Origin of the sequence: Schumannella luteola (assembly GCF_013408685.1) — a bacterium.
Taxonomy (GTDB): Bacteria; Actinomycetota; Actinomycetes; order Actinomycetales; family Microbacteriaceae; genus Schumannella; species Schumannella luteola.
Genome location: NZ_JACBZY010000001.1, coordinates 2,901,778 through 2,921,872 on the forward strand (window position 1 = coordinate 2,901,778; position 20,095 = coordinate 2,921,872).

The 20,095-nt window shown below is 71.4% G+C and carries 17 protein-coding genes; 3 read left to right on the forward strand and 14 right to left on the reverse strand.

Annotated elements, in window-relative coordinates; all coding sequences use genetic code 11:
• Nucleotides 1-3: 3 nt before the first annotated feature.
• Genes zwf through pgl form a run of 3 tightly spaced genes read left to right on the forward strand, consistent with a single transcriptional unit; the run spans nt 4 to nt 3,361 of the window.
• The gene (gene zwf, locus BJ979_RS13190; RefSeq protein ID WP_179568542.1) at nt 4-1,566 is read left to right on the forward strand and encodes a glucose-6-phosphate dehydrogenase; all 1,563 of its coding nucleotides are present in this window, start codon (nt 4-6) and stop codon (nt 1,564-1,566) included.
• Nucleotides 1,563-2,561, forward strand: coding sequence for a glucose-6-phosphate dehydrogenase assembly protein OpcA (locus BJ979_RS13195; RefSeq protein WP_179568544.1), 999 nt, complete (start codon nt 1,563-1,565; stop codon nt 2,559-2,561). Before zwf ends, BJ979_RS13195 begins: the two co-directional genes overlap by 4 nt.
• On the forward strand, nt 2,558-3,361 hold the full coding sequence (pgl, locus tag BJ979_RS13200) for a 6-phosphogluconolactonase (protein WP_179568545.1): 804 nt from the start codon (nt 2,558-2,560) through the stop codon (nt 3,359-3,361). The genes BJ979_RS13195 and pgl overlap by 4 nt, the downstream gene beginning before the upstream one ends.
• Before the next feature lie 111 nt (nt 3,362-3,472).
• Here pgl and BJ979_RS13205 read toward each other — a convergent pair whose 3' ends face one another.
• The 14 genes from BJ979_RS13205 to BJ979_RS13270 all read right to left on the reverse strand — a co-directional run bounded on the left by BJ979_RS13205 (nt 3,473) and on the right by BJ979_RS13270 (nt 20,093).
• Nucleotides 3,473-3,838, reverse strand: coding sequence for an RNA polymerase-binding protein RbpA (locus BJ979_RS13205; RefSeq protein WP_179568546.1), 366 nt, complete (start codon nt 3,836-3,838; stop codon nt 3,473-3,475).
• Nucleotides 3,839-3,893: 55 nt separating this feature from the next.
• On the reverse strand, nt 3,894-4,145 hold the full coding sequence (gene secG, locus BJ979_RS13210; RefSeq protein ID WP_141163629.1) for a preprotein translocase subunit SecG: 252 nt from the start codon (nt 4,143-4,145) through the stop codon (nt 3,894-3,896).
• A gap of 113 nt (nt 4,146-4,258) precedes the next feature.
• Nucleotides 4,259-5,047 carry a triose-phosphate isomerase gene (gene tpiA / locus BJ979_RS13215; RefSeq protein ID WP_141163630.1) on the reverse strand — a complete coding sequence of 263 codons (789 nt, stop codon included), beginning with the start codon at nt 5,045-5,047 and terminating at the stop codon, nt 4,259-4,261.
• Nucleotides 5,038-6,246: a phosphoglycerate kinase gene (locus BJ979_RS13220; protein ID WP_179568547.1), complete on the reverse strand. Its 1,209-nt coding sequence runs from the start codon at nt 6,244-6,246 to the stop codon at nt 5,038-5,040. Before BJ979_RS13220 ends, tpiA begins: the two co-directional genes overlap by 10 nt.
• A 58-nt stretch (nt 6,247-6,304) precedes the next feature.
• Entirely contained in the window at nt 6,305-7,309 is a 1,005-nt protein-coding gene (gap, locus tag BJ979_RS13225) for a type I glyceraldehyde-3-phosphate dehydrogenase (protein ID WP_179568548.1), read from the reverse strand.
• 89 nt (nt 7,310-7,398) lie between these two features.
• On the reverse strand, nt 7,399-8,028 hold the full coding sequence (locus BJ979_RS13230) for a superoxide dismutase (RefSeq protein ID WP_179568549.1): 630 nt from the start codon (nt 8,026-8,028) through the stop codon (nt 7,399-7,401).
• 209 nt (nt 8,029-8,237) lie between these two features.
• Nucleotides 8,238-9,212, reverse strand: a complete 975-nt coding sequence (gene whiA / locus BJ979_RS13235; protein ID WP_179568550.1) for a DNA-binding protein WhiA — start codon at nt 9,210-9,212, stop codon at nt 8,238-8,240.
• A 68-nt stretch (nt 9,213-9,280) separates the two neighbouring features.
• Nucleotides 9,281-10,171, reverse strand: a complete 891-nt coding sequence (gene rapZ, locus BJ979_RS13240) for an RNase adapter RapZ (protein ID WP_179568552.1) — start codon at nt 10,169-10,171, stop codon at nt 9,281-9,283.
• Entirely contained in the window at nt 10,168-12,348 is a 2,181-nt protein-coding gene (gene uvrC, locus BJ979_RS13245) for an excinuclease ABC subunit UvrC (RefSeq protein ID WP_179568554.1), read from the reverse strand. The genes rapZ and uvrC overlap by 4 nt, the downstream gene beginning before the upstream one ends.
• The gene (gene uvrA, locus BJ979_RS13250; RefSeq protein WP_179568556.1) at nt 12,348-15,251 is read right to left on the reverse strand and encodes an excinuclease ABC subunit UvrA; all 2,904 of its coding nucleotides are present in this window, start codon (nt 15,249-15,251) and stop codon (nt 12,348-12,350) included. Before uvrA ends, uvrC begins: the two co-directional genes overlap by 1 nt.
• A 62-nt stretch (nt 15,252-15,313) precedes the next feature.
• Nucleotides 15,314-16,735 carry a phenylacetate--CoA ligase family protein gene (locus BJ979_RS13255; RefSeq protein WP_246286778.1) on the reverse strand — a complete coding sequence of 474 codons (1,422 nt, stop codon included), beginning with the start codon at nt 16,733-16,735 and terminating at the stop codon, nt 15,314-15,316.
• Nucleotides 16,728-17,456: a phosphohydrolase gene (locus BJ979_RS13260; protein WP_343046701.1), complete on the reverse strand. Its 729-nt coding sequence runs from the start codon at nt 17,454-17,456 to the stop codon at nt 16,728-16,730. The genes BJ979_RS13255 and BJ979_RS13260 overlap by 8 nt, the downstream gene beginning before the upstream one ends.
• Entirely contained in the window at nt 17,449-19,437 is a 1,989-nt protein-coding gene (locus BJ979_RS13265) for a vWA domain-containing protein (RefSeq protein ID WP_179568558.1), read from the reverse strand. Before BJ979_RS13265 ends, BJ979_RS13260 begins: the two co-directional genes overlap by 8 nt.
• Nucleotides 19,434-20,093, reverse strand: coding sequence for a hypothetical protein (locus BJ979_RS13270; RefSeq protein ID WP_179568560.1), 660 nt, complete (start codon nt 20,091-20,093; stop codon nt 19,434-19,436). Before BJ979_RS13270 ends, BJ979_RS13265 begins: the two co-directional genes overlap by 4 nt.
• Between the last annotated feature and the right edge of the window lie 2 nt (nt 20,094-20,095).

The window sequence follows — 20,095 nt, forward strand, 5'->3', positions numbered from 1 at the left end:
GTCATGTCCCCAGCAGAGATCACCCCGGAGTCGAATCCGCTCCGGGTCTCCTACGATCGTCGGCTGAACCGCATCGCCGGTCCCAGCGGCCTCGTGATCTTCGGTGTGACCGGAGACCTGTCGCGCAAGAAGCTCATGCCGGCGGTCTACGACCTCGCCAACCGCGGACTGCTGCCGCCGGGCTTCGCGCTCGTCGGCTTCGCACGTCGCGACTGGGAGGATCAGGACTTCGCGAAGGTCGTCCACGATGCCGTGCGGGATCACGCCCGCACCAAGTTCGATGAGGACGTCTGGAACCAGCTCGCGCAGGGCATCCGCTTCGTGCAGGGCGAGTTCGACGACGACGCGGCCTTCGACCGCCTCAAGGACACGCTCGACGAGCTCGACCGCGAGCGCGGGACGATGGGCAACCACGCGTTCTACCTCTCGATCCCGCCGAAGTCGTTCCCCCAAGTGACCGAGCAGCTGCGCCGCTCGGGACTCGCCGACCCGAAGGGCGGCCAGGACGGCGAGCCCGGTCAGTGGCGTCGCGTCGTCATCGAGAAGCCCTTCGGCTCCGACCTGCAGACGGCCCGCGAACTGAACGCCGTGGTCGAGTCGGTCTTCCCGCCCGACTCGGTGTTCCGCATCGACCACTACCTGGGCAAGGAGACGGTGCAGAACATCCTCGCTCTGCGCTTCGCCAACCAGCTCTACGAGCCCATCTGGAACGCCAACTACGTCGACCACGTGCAGATCACGATGGCCGAGGACATCGGCGTCGGCGGTCGTGCCGGCTACTACGACGGCATCGGCGCGGCGCGTGACGTCATCCAGAACCACCTGCTGCAGCTCTTCGCCCTCACGGCCATGGAGGAGCCGGTGTCGTTCGACGCCGCCGATCTGCGTGCCGAGAAGGAGAAGGTGCTCTCGGCGGTGCACCTCGATGAGGACCTCTCGAAGGCGACCGCGCGCGGTCAGTACTCGGGCGGCTGGCAGGGCGGCGAGAAGGTCGTCGGCTTCCTCGACGAAGACGGCATGAACCCGGAGTCGGTCACCGAGACCTACGCCGCGATCAAGCTCAACGTCGACACCCGACGCTGGGCCGGAGTGCCCTTCTACCTGCGCGCCGGCAAGCGCCTGGGGCGCCGCGTCACCGAGATCGCCGTCGTGTTCAAGCGCGCGCCGCAGTACCTCTTCGCCGAGGAGCAGACCTCGGCGCTGGGGCAGAACGCGCTCGTCATCCGCGTGCAGCCCGATGAGGGCGTCACCATCCGCTTCGGCTCGAAGGTGCCGGGCGCCGGGATGCAGGTGCGCGACGTGACGATGGACTTCGGCTACGGCCACGCCTTCACCGAGGCGAGCCCCGAGGCCTACGAGCGGCTCATCCTCGACGTGCTGCTGGGCGACCCGCCGCTGTTCCCGCGCCACCAGGAGGTGGAGCTGAGCTGGAAGATCCTCGACCCGATCGAGGAGTTCTGGGCGAAGCAGGGCGGCCCGCTCGAGCAGTACAAGCCCGGGACGTGGGGTCCGCCGGAGGCGGACGAGCTCCTCGCCCGCGACGGACGTGTCTGGAGGCGCCCGTGATCGTCGATCTTCCCAACACCACCACGAGCGCGATCTCGAAGGCGCTCGTGTCGATCCGCGAGGAGGGCGGCGCCGTCGCCCTCGGTCGCGTGCTGACGCTCGTGATCTCGACCGTGCTCGGCGAGGAGGAGGAGGCCATCGAGGCCGCCAACGACGCCTCGCGCGAGCACCCGATGCGCGTCATCGTCGTGTCGGTCGGACCGGATGCCCGCACGGGCGTCGCGACGGCCGCCCCGGCGGGCGCCGAGATCCAGGACGCCCGACTCGACGCCCAGATCCGTGTCGGCGGCGACGCCGGCGCGAGCGAGGTCATCGTGCTGCGCGCCTACGGCGAAGCCGCGTCGGACGAGGAGGGGCTCGTCACGAGCCTGCTGCTGCCCGACGCCCCGGTCGTCGTCTGGTGGCCGCACGTCGCTCCGGAGAACCCGAGCGAGTCGCCGCTGGGCCGCATCGCCCAGCGCCGCATCACCGACTCGGCCACCGCGAAGGACCCCAACAGCGCGATCGAGCTGCTCAGCTCGAACTACCGCCCGGGCGACACCGACTTCGCCTGGACGCGTCTGACGCTGTGGCGGGCCCAGCTCGCCGCCGTGCTCGACCAGCCGCCGTACGAGCAGGTCACCGCGATCCAGGTCGAGGGCGCCGCGCAGTCGCCGTCGACCGAGCTGCTCGCGGCCTGGCTCGGACTGCAGCTGGATGCGCCGGTCACCCTCGATCTGGCCGGACCCGGTCACGGGTCGAGCGGCATCCACAAGGTCGTGCTGCACCGCGCCTCCGGCGAGGTGCGCCTCGAGCGCAACACCCCCACGGTGGCGACGCTCGAGCAGCCCGGCCAGCCGACGCACGACATCTCGCTCCCCCGGCGCAGTCTGCGCGACTGCCTCGCCGAGGAGCTGCGCCGACTCGACCCCGACGAGCTGTTCGGCGAGGTCGTGCAGAAGGGCGTCGCCCGCCTCGGGCGCCGCACCACCACCGACGGAGGAGATCGAGCGTGACCAACGAGCGGCGGGTGCTGGTCCACCCTGACAAGGCGGCGCTGGCCGGCAGCGTCGCGGCGCGGTTCATCACGAAGATCATCGACGTGCTCGAGGAGCAGGGCTCCGCCCACGTCGCCCTGACGGGCGGCACCATGGGCGGGGCCGTGCTCCGCGCGATCGGCGACTCCCCCGCTCACCAGAGCGTGGACTGGTCGAAGATCACCTTCTGGTTCAGCGACGAGCGGTACCTGCCGCACGGCGACCCGGAGCGCAACGACACCCAGGCGAAGGCGGCCCTGCTGGATGCGCTCGAGCTGGCCCCCGGCCAGGTCAAGTCGCTGCCGGCCCCCGGCGAGCACGCCGACATCGAGGCGGCCGCCGCGGCCTACGCGGCCGAGCTGGCCGCCGCGGCCCCGGAGGGGGCGGAGTACCCGCGCTTCGACGTGCTGTTCCTCGGCGTCGGACCCGACGGGCACATCGCCTCGCTGTTCCCCGACCGCACCGGCGTGCACGTGACCGACCGCACGGTCATCGCCGAGACGAACTCGCCGAAGCCGCCGCCCGAGCGCCTCAGCTTCACGCTGCCGGTCATCAACTCGGCCGACCGCATCTGGATGGTGCTCGCGGGCGCCGACAAGGCCGGTGCACTGGGCCTGGCCCTCGCCGACGCCAGCATCTCCGACGTGCCCGCCGCGGGCGCGCAGGGCCGCAAGCGCACCGTGTTCTTTGTCGACCAGGACGCGGCCGCTGAGGTGCCGGCCGAGCTCATCACGAGCGAGCAGTTCTGGACGGCGGCGCACTCCATCGACGAGCACTGATCGTCGTCATGCACTGATCGGCCCGGCTGCGCGCGACGACACAGCGCGCGGCACGCGAAAGGCCCGGATCCCTCAGGGGATCCGGGCCTTCGTCGTTCGGTTCGCGGAGCCTCAGCTCGCGGCGGTCGTGCCGCGACGGGCGCGCAGCTGCTGCAGCGCCTCCTCGAGGAGCTGAGCGGCCTCCTCGTCGGTGCGACGCTCCTTCACGTAGGCGAGGTGCGTCTTGTAGGGCTCGTTCTTCGCCGACTGCGGCGGGTTCGCCTTGTCGCGACCGGCCGGCAGACCCGTGGACGGGCTGTCGATGGTCTCGGGGATCTCCTCCGCGGGCACGTTCGCCGCGAAGTAGCGGACGGTCTCGTTGCCCATCGCGTCCCAGTAGGACACGGCGACGCGCTCGGCGTGATAGCCGCGGTCCTGCTCGCCCATGGGTCCGGATCCGACACGGGATCCGCGGATGGCGCTGCCTCCGGTAGCCACTGCTGTGCTCCTTCTCCGCCGCTCAGGCGACGGACGTTCGATCGGGTGAGCCGGCTCAGCTGCCGGCGTCGAACCGGGTGATCAGACCGAGCACGATCACCGAGGCGACCCACACGAGACCGAGCACGACGGTGATGCGGTTCAGGTTGCGCTCTGCCACGCCCGAGGCGCCGAGGTTCGAGGTGACGCCGCCGCCGAACATGTCGGAGAGACCGCCGCCGCGACCGCGGTGCAGGAGGATGAGCAGGGTCAGCAGAAGGCTCGTGATGCCGAGCACCACCTGCACGATGACCTGGAGGATTTCCACGCGAGACCTTTCCTGTGCTTCCGAGAAGCGCGATGAGCGCCGGAATGCCAGCGTTCAGTATAGGCGACGGGCCGGGCGCCGAAGCGCTCCGGCCCGCCGTCGGGGTTTCTGACTCAGACGCCCACGTGGCTCTTGAAGCGCACGATGGCCGCGAACTCGTCGACGACGAGGCTCGCGCCGCCCACCAGGGCGCCGTCGACATCCTTCTCGCGCAGGAAACCGGCGATGTTGCCCGACTTCACCGAGCCGCCGTAGAGGATGCGGGTCGACTCGCCGGCCTCGGCGCCGAGCTCCTCGGCGACGACGGCGCGCAGCGCCTCGGCGACCTGCTGGGCCTGCTCGGCGGTGGCCGCCTGGCCCGAGCCGATCGCCCACACGGGCTCGTAGGCCACGACGACCTCGGAGCCCTTCTTCGCGCCGCCGAGGGCGGTGCGCAGCTGCGCGACGGGCACGGCGCTCGCGCCGTGCTTCTCGAGGTCGTCGGCGGTCTCGCCGACGCAGATGATCGGCACGATGCCGTGACGGTGCGCCGCGGCGACCTTCTCGGCGATGAGCTCGTCGGTCTCGTGGTGGTACTCGCGGCGCTCGGAGTGCCCGATCAGCACGTACTTCGCGTCGAGAGCGGCCAGGAACGCGCCCGAGATCTCGCCCGTGTAGGCGCCCGAGTCGTGGGCCGACAGATCCTGCGCGCCGTAGGCGAGCGAGTACTTGTCGGCGGCCGCGAGGGTCTGCACCGAACGCAGGTCGGTGAACGGCGGGAAGACCGCGACCTCCGCGTCGGCGTAGTCGTGGTTGCCCTCCTCGAGCTTCCAGTGCAGCTTCTGCACGAAGGCGATCGCCTGCAGGTGGTCGAGGTTCAACTTCCAGTTACCCGCGATGAGCGGGGTGCGCTTCACTGCCATCCGAGGACCTCCAGTCCGGGGAGCTTCTTGCCCTCGAGGAATTCCAGGCTCGCTCCGCCGCCTGTCGAGATGTGACCGAACTGGTCATCGTTGAAACCGAGTGCGCGCACGGCCGCGGCCGAGTCGCCGCCGCCGACCACGCCGAGGCCGGAGACCTCGGTGAGCGCCTGCGCGACGGCCTTCGTGCCGGCCGCGAAGGGCGCGAGCTCGAAGACGCCCATGGGGCCGTTCCAGAACACGGTGCGCGAGCGGCCGACGACCGCGGCGAAGGCCGCCGCGGTGTCCGGGCCGATGTCGAGGCCGAGGCCCTCGGCGCCGAACGGCGTCTGCTCGATCGCGTCGGCCGCGGTCACGACGTGGTCCGCGTCGGCGCCGAACTTCGAGGCCACCACGACGTCGGTGGGGATGAGCAGCTCGACGCCGCGCTCCTCCGCCTCGCGGATGTAGCCCTTGACGGTCTCGATCTGGTCGACCTCGAGCAGGCTCTTGCCGACCTTGTGGCCCTGGGCCGCGAGGAAGGTGAAGAGCATGCCGCCGCCGATGAGCAGCGCATCCACCCGCGGCAGCAGGTGGGCGATCACGCCGAGCTTGTCGCTGACCTTCGACCCGCCCAGCACGACGGCGTAGGGCTTCTCGGGGTTCTCGGTGAGGCGGTCGAGCACGTCGAGCTCGGCCGCGATGAGCAGACCCGCCGCGCTCGGCAGCTGCTGCGCGAGCTCGTAGACGCTCGCCTGCTTGCGGTGGACGACGCCGAAGCCGTCGGAGACGAGCACGTCGCCGAAGGCGGCGAGCTGCGCGGCGAAGGCGGCGCGCTCCTCGTCGCTCTTGGCGGTCTCGCCCGGGTTGAAGCGCAGGTTCTCGAGCAGCACGACGCGGGCGTCGCTCGCGACGGCCTCGCGGGCGCCGTCGCCGACCGTGTCGGTCGCGAAGCGCACGGACTCGCCGAGCAGCTCGCCGAGGCGGGCCGCGACCGGCGCGAGGCTGTACTTCGCGTCCGGGGCGCCCTCGGGGCGGCCGAGGTGCGAGAACGCGACGACGCGCGCGCCCGCGGCGAGCAGCGCCTGGATGGTGGGGACGGACGCGCGGATGCGGCCGTCGTCGGTGATCGCGCCGTCCTTGAGCGGCACGTTCAGGTCGCTGCGCAGCAGCACCGTCTTGCCGGAGAGAGCCCCCAGGCTCTCGATGGTGCGAAGAGCCATGCTCTCCCTTTCTCAGAGGAAAGGCCCGGAACCGCGGGGGTTCCGGGCCTTCAGTGGATCAGAGGCGCGCGGCGACGTACTCGGCGAGGTCGACGAGGCGGTTCGAGTAGCCCCACTCGTTGTCGTACCACGACGACAGCTTGACCTGGTTGCCGATGACACGCAGCAGACCGGCGTCGAAGATCGACGAGTGCGGGTCGCTGACGATGTCGCTCGAGACGATCTCGTCCTCGGTGTACTTGAGGATGCCCTTGAGGGGGCCCTCGGCGGCGGCCTTGTACGCGGCCTTGACCTCCTCGACCGTGACCGGACGCGAGGCGGTGACCGTGAGGTCGGTGACCGAGCCGGTGGGCACCGGGACGCGGAGGGCGAAGCCGTCGAGCTTGCCGACGAGCTCGGGCAGCACGAGGCCGATGGCCTTGGCGGCGCCGGTCGAGGTCGGCACGATGTTGACGGCGGCGGCGCGGGCGCGACGCAGGTCGCTGTGCGGGCCGTCCTGCAGGTTCTGGTCGGCCGTGTAGGCGTGAACCGTGGTCATGAGGCCGTTCTCGATGCCGAAGGTGTCGTTGAAGACCTTGGCGAGGGGCGCGAGGCAGTTCGTGGTGCACGACGCGTTCGAGAGGATGTGGTGGTTGGCCGGGTCGTAGTCGCCCTCGTTGACGCCCATGACGAACGTCGCGTCCTCGCCCGAGGCGGGAGCCGAGATGATGACCTTCTTGGCGCCGCCGGCGATGTGCTTCTTGGCGTCGTCGGCCTTCGTGAAGCGACCGGTCGACTCGATGACGATGTCGACGCCGAGCTCGCCCCAGGGGAGGTTCGCGGGGTCGCGCTCCTCGAAGACCTTGATGGCCTTGCCGTCGACGTAGATGTTGTTCTCGTCGTAGGTGACCTCGGCGTCCAGGCGACCGGTGATCGAGTCGTACTTGAGGAGGTGCGCGAGGGTCTTGTTGTCCGTGAGGTCGTTGACGGCGACGATCTCGAGGTCGCTGCCCTTGGCGAGGGCGGCACGGAAGTAGTTGCGACCGATTCGGCCGAAGCCGTTGATACCGATCTTGACGGACATGCTTCTCCTTGTGCTCGGTGGTGAGCGAGGTGGTGGTAGAGGTGGTAGATCGGGCGGGAACCGGGCCGTGAGCCCGGTCCCCGAACCGCTTACGACAGTACCAGCAGGCCTTCAGTCTTCGAGCGAGCGGCGGCGAAGCGCGCGGCCACGTTCTGCCAGTTCGCAATGTTCCAGATCGCCTTCACGTAGTCGGCCTTGACGTTCAGGTAGTCGAGGTAGAAGGCGTGCTCCCACATGTCGACCTGGAAGATCGGGATGGTGCCCTGGGCGGTGTTGCCCTGCTGGTCGAAGAGCTGCTGGATGAGCAGCTGCTCGCCGATCGGATCCCAGCTCAGCACCGACCAGCCGGAGCCCTGGATGCCGAGCGCGTTGGCGGTGAAGTGGGCCTGGAACTTGTCGAAGGAGCCGAAGCCGTCTTCGATCGCGGCCTTGAGGTCCGCATCCTCCGGCTGTCCGCCGCCCTCGGGCGAGAGGTTCGTCCAGAAGATCGAGTGGTTGACGTGACCGCCGAGGTTGAACGCGAGGTCCTTCTCGAGCTTGTTCACGTTCACGAGGTCGCCGTTGTCGCGGGCCTCGGCCAGCTTCTCCAGAGCCGTGTTCGCGCCGCCGACGTAGGTCGCGTGGTGCTTGTCGTGGTGCAGCTCCATGATCTTGCCGCTGATGTGCGGCTCGAGAGCGGCGAAGTCGTACGGGAGCTCAGGGAGCGTGTACTTGGCCATTCGGATGTCATCTCCTCGGGGATCGATCCGGGCGCCAGTTCGAACAGCACCCGGCTTCTTCTTTCACAGTAGTGAAAGCCGCCGAGCCGCTCAGGGATTCCGAGATCGACGCCCAGACAACTCCCGGTGCAGGCGGCGGGAACACCGATGCGCCGTGACGGACTGTTACGTCGTCACGGCGCATCGGGCGCGTCAGGGCAGAAGCCGAGTCATTCGGCGCCGGGCGGGACGTTCGCCTCGGTGCCGGGGATGCCGCGGTCGGTGGCCTCCTTGTCGGCCATCGCGAGCAAGCGGCGGATGCGGCCGGCGACCGCGTCCTTCGTCATGGGCGGGTCGGCGTGGTGGCCGAGCTCGTCGAGGCTCGCGTCGCGGTGCGCGAGGCGCAGCTCGCCGGCGTAGCGCAGGTGCTCGGGCACGCCCTCGCCGAGGATCTCGAGCGCGCGCTCGACGCGGGCGCAGGCGGCGACGGCGGCCTGCGCCGAGCGGCGCAGGTTGGCGTCGTCGAAGTTCACGAGGCGGTTGGCGGTGGCGCGCACCTCGCGGCGCTGGCGCATCTCCTCCCACTCGTCGACGGTGTTGCCGGCGCCCATGAGGCGCAGCATCGCCGAGATCGCCTCGCCGTCGCGCACGACGACGCGGTGGATGCCGCGCACCTCGCGCGCCTTCGCCGGGATGCGCAGGCGGCCGGCCGCGCCGACGAGCGCCATGGCGGCCTCGTTGCCGGGGCAGGTGACCTCGAGTGCGGCGGAGCGACCGGGATCGGTCAGGGTGCCGGAGGCGAGGAAGGCGCCGCGCCAGACGGCGGCGAGCTCCTCGCGCGAGCCCGTCGTCAGACGGTTCGGGAGACCGCGGATGGGGCGACGGCGGGCATCCATCAGCCCGGTCTGGCGGGCGAGCGTCTCGCCGCCTTCGATGACGCGCACGACGAAGCTCTCGCCCTTGCGCGAGCCGCCCGACGAGATCGAGCCGACCTCGCTGCGCACGCCGTAGAGCTCGGCGAGGTCCTTGCGCACGCGGCGGGCGATCGCCGGGGTGTCGACCTCCGACTCGACCGCGATGCGGCCCGAGATGATGTGCAGACCACCCGAGAAGCGCAGCAGCGCGGCGAGCTCGGCCGCCCGCACGGTGTTCTTGGCGACCTGCACGGCCGTCAGCTCGTCCTTCACATCGGACGTCAGTGCCACGCCGTGTCCTCTCATCGAGATCGTTCAGTGGGCGCGCGCACGCGCCGGTGTTCATGTGGTGGGGTGGGCTACTCGCGGCCGAGATCGCGGTGCTTCACGGTCACCGCCACGTCGGGGGCGGCGCGGAGCCTGCGCGCGATCTCCTCGGCCATCGCGACCGAGCGGTGCTTCCCGCCGGTGCAGCCGACAGCGATCGTAGCGTGTCGTTTGTTCTCGCGGAGATACCCCGCCAGCTGCGGCTCGAGCGCGGCGACGTAGCGCTCGGCGAAGAGCAGCGCGCCCTCCTGCCCGAGCACGTACTCCGACACCTCCGGGTCGAGGCCGGTGTGCTCGCGCAGCTCAGGAATCCAGAACGGGTTCGGCAGGAACCGCACGTCGGCGACGTTGTCGGCGTCGGCCGGCAGGCCGTACTTGAAGCCGAAGGTGAGCACGATCACGCGCATCCGCACGGCGCCGTCGGCCGAGAAGCGCTCGGCCGTCTCGCGCGCCAGCTGGTGGATGTTGAGGTCGGAGGTGTCGATCAGCACGTCGCTCGACGAGCGCAGCTCGGCCATGCGCGCCCGCTCGGCGTGGATGCCGTCGAGCAGCGTGCCGTCGCCCTGCAGCGGATGCGGTCGACGCACCTGCTCGAAGCGGCGCACCAGCGCGGCGTCGCTCGCGTCGAGGTAGAGCACCCGCACCGGAACGGCGGTCTTGAGCTCGGTGATCGCCTCCTGCACGTCGGCGAACAGGCGGCCGCCGCGCACATCCACGATCGCCGCGATCTTGGGGATCGTGTCGGCCGCGTGCTCGGAGAGGTCGGCGAGCGGACGCAGCATCTGCGGCGGCAGGTTGTCGACCACGTACCAGCCGAGATCTTCGAGCGCGTTCGCGACGGTCGAGCGCCCGGCGCCGGACATCCCCGTCACGATGAGGATCTCCCGCTCTTCGCGGGGGTCGTCCTGGCCGGGATCGGTCATGTCTCCTCGTCGCTGCGCTCGGGGGTGATCGCGGGTGCCGGGCCGGCGACGGCGGCGAGGGAAGCCGCGTCCGCCTTCGGCCTGCCCAGCCTAGCCGCGATGGTGTCGGCGAGGGCCGGGCCGATGCCCTTCACCTCGGTGATCTGCGCCGCGTCCGCGCCGCGCAGCCGGGTGACCGAGCCGAAGTGCTTGAGCAGCGCCTGCACACGGGTCGGCCCGAGTCCGGGGATGCCGCTCAGCTCGGTCGCGATACCGCCCTTGCGCTTCTGCCGCTGGAAGGTGATCGCGAAGCGGTGGGCTTCGTCGCGCACCCGCTGCAGCAGGAACAGCGCCTCGCTGTTGCGGGGCAGGATCACGGGATAGTCGCTGCCGGGCAGCCAGATCTCCTCGAGACGCTTCGCGAGCCCGGCGAGCGGGATGTCGGTCACGCCGGCGTCGGCCATCGCCCGCGCGGCGGCCTCGACCTGCGGCTGGCCGCCGTCGACGATGAGCAGTCCGGGACGGTAGGCGAAGCGCTTGCGCTGGGAGCTCGTCGAGGTCTCGGCGACGACCTGATCGGCGATCTGCTCGGCGGTCGGAGCGGCGTCGGAGTCCGTGCCGTCGGAGTCAGCGCCGTCGTCGGTGTCAGCATCGTCGTCGCCGTCGAGCTCGTCGTCGAGCTCGTCGTCGAAGCCGTCGTCCTCGGCGCCCAGCGCGTCGTCCGCCGCACCGGCGTCAGCATCCAGCTCGTCGTCGAGATCGATCGTCGCGCCCCTCTCCCCCGGCGAACCCGGCTCGGGATCGTCCTCGAGGTGCGCGAGCCGGCGCGAGAGCACCTGGTAGAGCGCCGCGGTGTCGTCGGCGTACTCGGGCACGCCGAACTTGCGGTACTGGTTCTTGCGCGGAAGGCCGTCTTCGAAGACGACCATCGACGCGACGATGCCGGTGCCGCCGAGGTGCGAGACGTCGTAGCACTCGATGCGCAGCGGCGCCTCGTCGAGCCCGAGCGCATCCCGGATGTCCTCGAGGGCCTGCGTGCGGGCGACGTAGTCGGCCGTTCGCCGGGTCTTGTAGAGCGCGAGCGCCTGCTTCGCGTTGAGCGTGGCCGTCTCGAGCACCTGGCGCTTGTCGCCGCGCTGCGCCGTGCGGATGACGACCTGGCGGTTCTGCCGCCGCTCCCCCAGCCACAGCTGCAGCGCCTCGACGTCGTCGGGCACCTCGGGCACGATGATCTCGCGCGGCGGCTCCTCGTTCTCGTAGGCGGTCTCGAGCACGCCGTCGACGAGCTCGCCGAGCGGCACATCCAGCTCCTTGTCGACGACCCAGCTGCGCACACCGCGTACCCGGCCTCCGCGCACGACGAACTGCTGCACCGCGGCGGCGAGCTCATCGTGCTCGATGCCGAAGACGTCCGCGTCGACGCCGTCGGCGAGCACGACGGCGCTTTTCTCGAGGACGTTCTCGAGGGCCACGATGCGGTCGCGCAGCTTCGCGGCCTCCTCGTAGTCCTGCATCGCCGCGGCATCCTTCATGTCGCGCTGCAGCGCGCCGATGATCGAGCGGTCGTGGCTCGCCATGAAGGCGACGAACTGCTCGACCGTGCGCCGGTGCTGCTCGATCGAGACCTTGTGCGAGCAGGGCCCGCCGCAGCGTCCGATCTGGCCGGGGAAGCAGGGGCGCCCGGTCTGCATCGCCCGCTTGTAGCTCGAGTCGGAGCAGGTGCGGATGGGGAACGCCTTCACCATCAGCTCGATCGTCTCGCGCACGGCCCAGATCTTCGGGTACGGGCCGAAGTACCGGGCGCCGGGGATGCGGTGGTTGCGCGTCACCATGACGCGCGGCGCCTCATCCGCCATCGTCACCGCGAGGTAGGGGTAGCTCTTGTCGTCGCGGAACTTGACGTTGAACGGCGGGTCGAACTCCTTGATCCAGGTGTACTCGAGCTGCAGCGACTCGAAGTCGCTGCCGACGACGGTCCACTCGACGCTCGCCGCCGTGAGCACCATCGCGCGGGTGCGCTCGTGCAGGCTGCGCAGCGGCTGGAAGTAGTTCGCGAGCCGCTGACGCAGGTTCTTCGCCTTGCCGACGTAGATGACCCGCCCCGAGGGCGAGCGGAAGCGGTAGACGCCCGGCTGGGTCGGGATCTCGCTCGGCTTCGGCCGCCACGGGATGGCGTCGGCGCGCTCCGGCCGCGCCATCAGCCGGCCTTCCGGCGTCCCCGTCCCGCGGCCTCCGACTCGAGCAGCTCGGCGAGGAACTGCCCGGTGTGGCTGTCGGGGTTGTCGGCGACCTGCTCGGGCGTGCCCTCGGCGATCACGAGACCGCCGCCCGAGCCGCCCTCGGGGCCGAGGTCGATGAGCCAGTCGGCGCTCTTGATCACGTCGAGGTTGTGCTCGATCACGATGACCGTGTTGCCCTTGTCGACCAGGCCGTTGAGCACGAGCAGCAGCTTGCGCACGTCCTCGAAGTGCAGACCCGTCGTGGGCTCGTCGAGCACGTAGATGCTGCGGCCGTTCGAGCGCTTCTGCAGCTCGGTGGCGAGCTTCACGCGCTGCGCCTCGCCGCCCGACAGGGTCGTCGCCGACTGGCCGAGGCGCACGTAGCCGAGGCCCACATCCACGAGGGTCTTGAGGTAGCGGTGGATGGCCGTGATCGGCTCGAAGAAGCCGGCGGCTTCCTCGATCGGCATGTCGAGCACCTCGGCGATGTTCTTGCCCTTGTAGTGCACCTGCAGGGTGTCGCGGTTGTAGCGCGCCCCGTGGCAGACCTCGCACGCGACGTAGACGTCGGGCAGGAAGTTCATCTCGATCTTGATCGTGCCGTCGCCCGAGCAGTTCTCGCAGCGGCCGCCCTTGACATTGAAGCTGAAGCGGCCCGGAAGGTAGCCGCGCGACTTCGCCTCGACCGTCTCGCTGAACAGGGTGCGGATGCGGTCGAAGACGCCCGTGTAGGTCGCCGGGTTCGAGCGCGGGGTGCGGCCGATCGGCGCCTGGTCGACGTGCACGACCTTGTCGAGCTGGTCGAGCCCGGTGACGCGCTTGTGCCGGCCGGGCACCTGCTTGGCGCCGTTGAGGGTGTTGGCGAGCACCTTGTAGAGGATGTCGTTGACGAGCGACGACTTGCCCGATCCGCTCACGCCGGTCACCGACACGAAGGCGCCGAGCGGGAACTTCACGGTCACGTCGCGCAGGTTGTTCGCCGACGCGCCCTCGACGGCGATCATGCGCTTGCGGTCGATCTTGCGTCGCTTGCCGGGCACCGAGATCGCCTTGCGGCCGGAGATGTAGTCGCCGGTGATCGACTTGCGGTTGTCGAGCAGGGCCTCGTAGCCGCCGGAGTGGATGACCTCGCCGCCGTGCTCGCCGGCGCCGGGGCCGATGTCGACGATCCAGTCGGCGGTGCGGATCGTGTCTTCGTCGTGCTCGACGACGATGAGCGTGTTGCCGAGGTTCTTCAGCTTCACCAGGGTGTCGATGAGGCGGCGGTTGTCGCGCTGGTGCAGGCCGATCGACGGCTCGTCGAGCACGTAGAGCACGCCGGTCAGGCCCGAGCCGATCTGGGTGGCGAGGCGGATGCGCTGGGCCTCGCCGCCGGAGAGGGTCGCGGCGGCGCGCGACAGCGTCAGGTAGCCGAGGCCGACCTCGAGCAGGAACTCAAGGCGCAGGCGGATCTCGCGCAGCACCTGCGCGGCGATGCGCGCCTGGCGCTCGGTCAGCTCGAGCGTCTGCATGAGCTCGTAGGCGTCGAGCAGGCTGAGCTCGGTCACAGCCGAGATGCTGCGGCCGACGACCGTGACCGCGAGCACCTCGGGCTTGAGGCGCTGGCCGTGGCAGACCTGGCAGGGCACCTCACGCAGGTACTCGCCGTGGCGCTGCTGCGCCCAGTCGCTCTCGGCCTCGTGGAACTTGCGCTCGATGTAGGGCATGACGCCCTCGAAGCCGGTCGAGTACTTCATGGTGCGGCCGAAGCGGTTGCGCCACTGCACGACGACCTCGAAGTCGTTGCCGCGCAGGATCGCCTGCTGCACCTCGTCGCTGAGCTGATTCCAGGGCGTGTCGAGGTCGAAGCCGAGGTCGCGGGCGAGACCGCCGAGCAGGCGCTGGAAGTAGCTGTAGAGACCCTTGCCGCCCTGGTTCCAGGGCAGGATGACGCCCTCGTTGAGCGTGAGCTCGGGGTCGCCGAGCAGCAGGTCGGGGTCGACCGCCATCTTCGTGCCGAGACCCGAGCACTCCGGGCAGGCGCCGAAGGGCGCGTTGAACGAGAAGGTGCGCGGCTCGATCTCGGTGAGCTGCAGCGGGTGGCCGTTGGGGCAGCTGAGCTTCTCGCTGAAGGTGCGGCGGCGATCCTTCGCCTTCTCCTCGCGGTCGACGAAGTCGATCGTGACGAGGCCGTCGGTCAGCCGCAGCGCCGTCTCGAGCGAGTCGGTGAGTCGGCCGAGGATGTCGTCGGCCGCGACGAGACGGTCGATCACGACGGCGATGTCGTGCTTGTACGACTTCTTGAGCTTCGGCGGCTCGGTGAGCTGGATCATCTCGCCGTCGACGATCGCGCGCGAGTAGCCGCTCGAGCTGAGCTCGGCGAAGAGGTCGACGAACTCGCCCTTCTTCTGGCTGACGACCTGCGCGAGCACCTGGTAGCGGGTGCCGGTCTCGAGCTCCATGAGCTGGTCGGCGATCTGCTGCACGCTCTGCTTCTGGATGCGCTCGCCGCAGACCGGGCAGTGCGGCTCGCCGACGCGCGCCCAGAGCAGTCGCATGTAGTCGTAGATCTCGGTGATCGTGCCGACGGTCGAGCGCGGGTTGCGGTTGGTCGACTTCTGGTCGATCGAGACGGCGGGGCTGAGTCCCTCGATGAAGTCGACGTCGGGGCGGTCGACCTGGCCGAGGAACTGGCGGGCGTAGGCCGACAGCGACTCGACGTAGCGGCGCTGGCCCTCGGCGAAGATCGTGTCGAAGGCGAGGCTCGACTTGCCCGATCCGGAGAGGCCGGTGAAGACGACGAGCGAGTCGCGCGGGATCTCGAGGTCGACGTCCTTCAGGTTGTGGACGCGGGCACCGCGGACGCTGAGTTTGGAGTTTCCGGGCACGGCAGAGATCGACACCCCGAGAGTCTACGAACGACCACCGACATCCGCCGGACACGCCCGTCGTGGGAGGGCCGTCATCAGCTCTCGCGGAGGAAGCGGCGGGGCTTGCCCTCGCCCAGGTCGATCGGCCGGGCGACGGCCTCGAGCTCGACCGGCTGCCCGAGCAGGGCGCGGATGCGACGGGTCGCTCGGTCGGCGTCGCCGCCGGCGATGCGCGCGCGCACCGTGCCGTCGGCGCGCTGCACGAGCGACCACGCCAGGGCGCCCGCGTCCTGCAGGTACTGGGTCAGGTCGACGGTGTTGATCGCGTGCCCGCCGGCCGTGACGAACTCGACGTGCTCGCGGCCCTCGAGGTCGGCGATCGCCGGGCGGCCGTCGCGTTCGACGAGGCGGCCGTGGTCGCCCGTGCGGTAGCGGGCGAGCGGCAGCAGCGGGTTGCTGCCGGCGGTGACCACGAGCTCGCCGCGCGCGTCGCCGGCGGGGCGGCCCGCCGCATCCACCGTCTCGACCAGCACGCGGGTGTCGAGCACCCGGAAGGGGCCGTCGTCGGCGCGCCAGGCGATCGGGCGCGTCTCGTGCAGTCCGTAGAGGTCGAGCACCGGCACGGCGAAGCGGCTCTCGAGCGCCGCCCGCAGCGCGGGGGTGAGATGCAGGGCTCCGCTGACGATCGCCAGGGGATGCAGCACGGCGGCCGTCTCGGGCTCGAGCAGCGTCGCCAGGCTGCTCGGGTTGCCGCTGATCAGCTGCGGGTCGTGGCCACGCAGGAACACGACCCGGTCGGCGGTCGGCCAGTCGCGCGGGTCGAGGTTGAGCCGGGCCATCAGGGTCTGACCGTCGGCGTCACCGCCGCTGCCGCCCGACCCGCCGCCGCGCTCGGCGGTGAACCCCGGCACGGGAGAGACGTAGGTGAAGGCCTGCCGCTGATGCACCACGAGCGCGAGGGCGAGTCGACGTGGATCCGGCTGCCAGTCGACGCCGAGTCCCGCGAGCAGACGGCGCACGAGCCAGAAGGTGCGCGCCACATCCTCGACGTCGTCGGGCAGCCGCAGCGCGGCCCCCGTCGATCCCGAGCTCGAACCCTGCACGAGACGCGAGAGGTCGGCGTCGCGCGGCACGAAGCCGCCGATGTCGGCCGCGAGCTCGGCGCGCGAGATGAGCGGGAAGTCGTCGAGAGCGTGCAGGCGCCCGCGCAGGCCGCGATAGGCGGGCAGCTCGCGCACGACCTCGAGATGCGCCGGCAGCCAGTTATCGACCGGCAGCTCGGCGCGCGCCCGCTCGACCGCGGCGGCGTCGAGCCGGTGCCCGACGCGGTGCCGCCAGAGCGGGGCGGCCGGATGCGCGAGCACGGCCTCCAGGCGGGTGCGGGCCGTGGCGGTCAGGCCCGGCCAGCGCTCGGCGTCGCTCAGGGCGACCGTCGACCCCGGCACGTAGTGCGGCAGCAGCACATCGGCGGGTCCGGACTCCGAGTCCGCGCTCGGGCCCCGGCCCGCGTCACTCATGCGAGTACCGCGCCGCCGCCTCGGCCGCGCGCTTCTCGGCCAGCGCGGCCTGGATGCGGCGCCGGTGCTCCTCGTCGGCGACGAGCTCGCGCAGCGCGGCATCGCGGGCGATCGTGTCGCGGCGCTCCCAGCGCGCCCGGGCGGTCGTGGCGTCCTCGCCCGCCGGGAGCCGCCCCGCCCAGAGCAGGAAAAGCCGCGCGGCCTCCTCGCGGCTCTCGTCATCCGCGAGCCAGCGACGCGGCTCGACGAGCGGCGCGAGCCGGAACGCGAGCGCGCCGATCGACGAGTGCGCCCAGCGCGCATCGAGCGGCGGCGCGAACGGCGTGAGCAGCTCGTCCGAGGCCCAGAGCCAGAGCGCGAGGGCCGCGCCCTGCCGCGCCGCGGGGTCGTGCTGCGCCTCGTCGGCGATCGCGAGAGCGCTCGCGAGCACGTGGTCGGGAGCGCCGGCGAGCACGTCGCCGGTCAGCGCGCGCAGCGAGATCGACTCGGCCAGGAAGGCCTGCGGAGCCGAGGAGATCCGCGTCTGCACGACCTCGAGCGACGGACCGGGAGCCAGCGCATCCCAGACCCGCGTCTCGTCGAGGCGCAGGGCGAACCAGCGGTCGAGCGGCCGAGGACCGCCGAGCGGTCCCGCGGCGGGAGCGCCGGCGGCGGCCGACGTCGCACCGGTCGATGCTGCGCCGGGAGTGCCGTCGTCGCGGGATGCGCTGGTGTCAGGCACGGGCCCGTCCTCTCCTGCTCGGCTCCCCCGGGCGCGCGATCAGCTCGGCCAGACGGCGACAGGCCGCCGGCGCATCCTCGTGACGCTGCACGTGCTCGACCGTGTAGCCGTTCGCGGCGGCGAGTTCGGGAACCCGGCCGAGCCAGCCGATCACGATGAGCGTCGCGGTGTCGATCCGCTGCCGCACCTCGCCGGCCACGTGCTCGAGGCCGGGCTGGCCCTGGCCGAAGAGCGACTCGAGTCCGCCGTCCGACAGCACGACGAGGTGACGACGGCGATCGCGAGCGGGGCGCACCGTGCGGTACCGCTCCGCGAGCACGTCGAGGGGGAAGGTCGTGCCGCCGCCGAAGTAGTGCAGCAGCGCACCGATCGCCTCCGAGCGATTGCGCGTCGGCCGGGCGAGTCCGGCGACCTGACCGGGACCGGAGAAGGAGGTGACCTGCACGCGGCCGCCGCCGGCGAGCACCGACTCGATGAGGATCGCGCCCGCGAGCAGCGCCGGCGAATCGGCGGCAGGGCTCGGCATCGATCCCGAGGAGTCGACCCAGAGATCGAGGTCGATGCTCTCCTGACGCGTCGGCGGATCGTCCTCCAGCCAGGTGCGACGCCGGGTCGTGACCCCGGGCACGATGCGCGGCGAAGCCGCGAGCGTCGCCCGCCAGTCGACTGCGGTCAGCTCGTCGTCGACATCCCACAGCTCGGTCGGCCCGGGGATCTGCTCCCCCGTCGAGATCGGATGCGCCGGCTCGCGGATCGGCCTCACCCAGCGTCGTGCGCCGTCGAGATACCAGGCGCGCAGCACCGCGTCGGCGATCGCCGGGTCGTAGAGCTCGAGCGTCTCGGCGAGACCGTAGCCCTGGCTTTCCGAGCCGGTCGAGGCCGGGTCCTCGGCGTTCGAGATGGCCCGCCCGCTCTCGTCGAGCGCCGGATGCCGCGGCTCCTCACGCAGGCGGTCGTCGCGCAGCACCTCGCCGAGCTCGGCCTCCGTCGGCGGCGCGGCGTCCACCTCTCCGCCGCAGCCGCGCGCGGCGCCGGGATCCGTCCCCCGCTCGTCGCCGCGGGAGGACCGACCCCGTCTCCCGCTCGCGTCGTCAGCAGCATCCTGCTCGAGCAGGTACGGCGCGAGCAGCATCCCCGCCCGCAGGGCTCCGCGGATCGGGTCGTCGCCGAAAGTGCGGACGGTGCTCGCGAGCAGCCGTGCGTCCGCTTCCGGATGCGTGCGGGTCAGTGCGAGCAGGTCCGCGCGGGCGCGCTCGGCTGCGTCGCTCGCCGCATCCAGCTTCGCCTGCTGCTCGCGGAAGCGTTCGGCGACCACGGTCGAGCGACGTCGCTGCCCGAGCGCCGTTCCCAGCGGCTCCGGGACGACGGGTGCCGCCGGCGGATTCCCCCGGGCGAGTGCGCGGTCGGGCAGATCCCACAGCAGTTCGTAGGCGCGGAAGATCACCCACCAGAACCGGTCGACGGGTCCGTCCGCGAGCCGGGAGTACATCCGCACCATCCCGGTGCCGTCATCATCAGCGGCGGCGCGTTCGGCGCCCGCCACGCGCTGCAGCTCGTGCACCCGCACGTTGATCAGCAGGTCCTCCCAGTGGTTCGCCAGATCGGCGGACCGCTCGCGCAGCCGTACCGGCGCGTCGTAGGAGCTCGCGACGAGCGCGCGCGCCATCTGCTGAGTGATCTTGAGCCCCGCGATGCGGGTGCTCGGCGCGAGCACGTGGTGCCCGATCTCGTGAGCGAAGATCGTCTCCCACTCGGCGTCGACCCCGACCGCACGGGCGAAGACCGGGTCGACCGTCACCTGCGGCGGGAAGCCGAACCACGCGAAGCTCGGGCGCCCTGCGGCGGGATGCGCCTGCGCGGGATGCAGGTTCACGCCCCACAGCCGCTGCGCCCCAGACCAGGCGGGCGCCAGCTCGGGCGGGAGCGGTCCCGGCCCGCCGCCCTTCGCGCCGGGCCGCGCGCGCCGCACCGAGCCGCTCATCCGCGCCTCCCGACGCTGACCAGGTAGCTGTCGGTCGAGATCTCGGCCACGAGACGGGCGCGGTCGGGTGAGGCCTGCGTCAGCGGCTCGGCGGCCGGGGTGATGCGGCAGCCCACCGCATCCAGCTCGACGTGCCACCACTGCTCGCCGGTCGCGACCGCCAGCAGGGTCCCCTCGGCGACGACGAGGTCGCTCGGCGGCAGCGTCCAGACGCCGCCCAGACCGCGGAATCCGCCCACGAGAGCGAGCTCGGATCCGGCGCCGGGCCAGACGAGCGGATCATCGCCGGCCGCCAGCAGCTCGGTCACCTGCTGAGCCTCGAGGCCGAGCGTCGCCCCCGCGACCTCGCGCGGGAGCGCGGCGGCCGCATCCCGCGAAGCGCGACGGAACGCGGGGATGCCGCTGCGCCAGGCCGCGACCGTGCCGATCGCCCGCAGCGCGACCGGCTCGGCCTGCGCGGCGGCCGAATCGGCGGCGGCCGCGCCCCCACCACTCGGCTCGCCGCCGATCGCCCGCAGCGCGGCGAGGCCCGCCGCGGCCGACGCGGCATAGCGCGCCGGGTCACCGCCCCAGCCGCTCACCCGCTCGACGGTCGCCGTCAGGACATCCGGCAGGCCTGCCGCCACCGGCGGCGGCAGCACCGCGTTCACCGCCATCC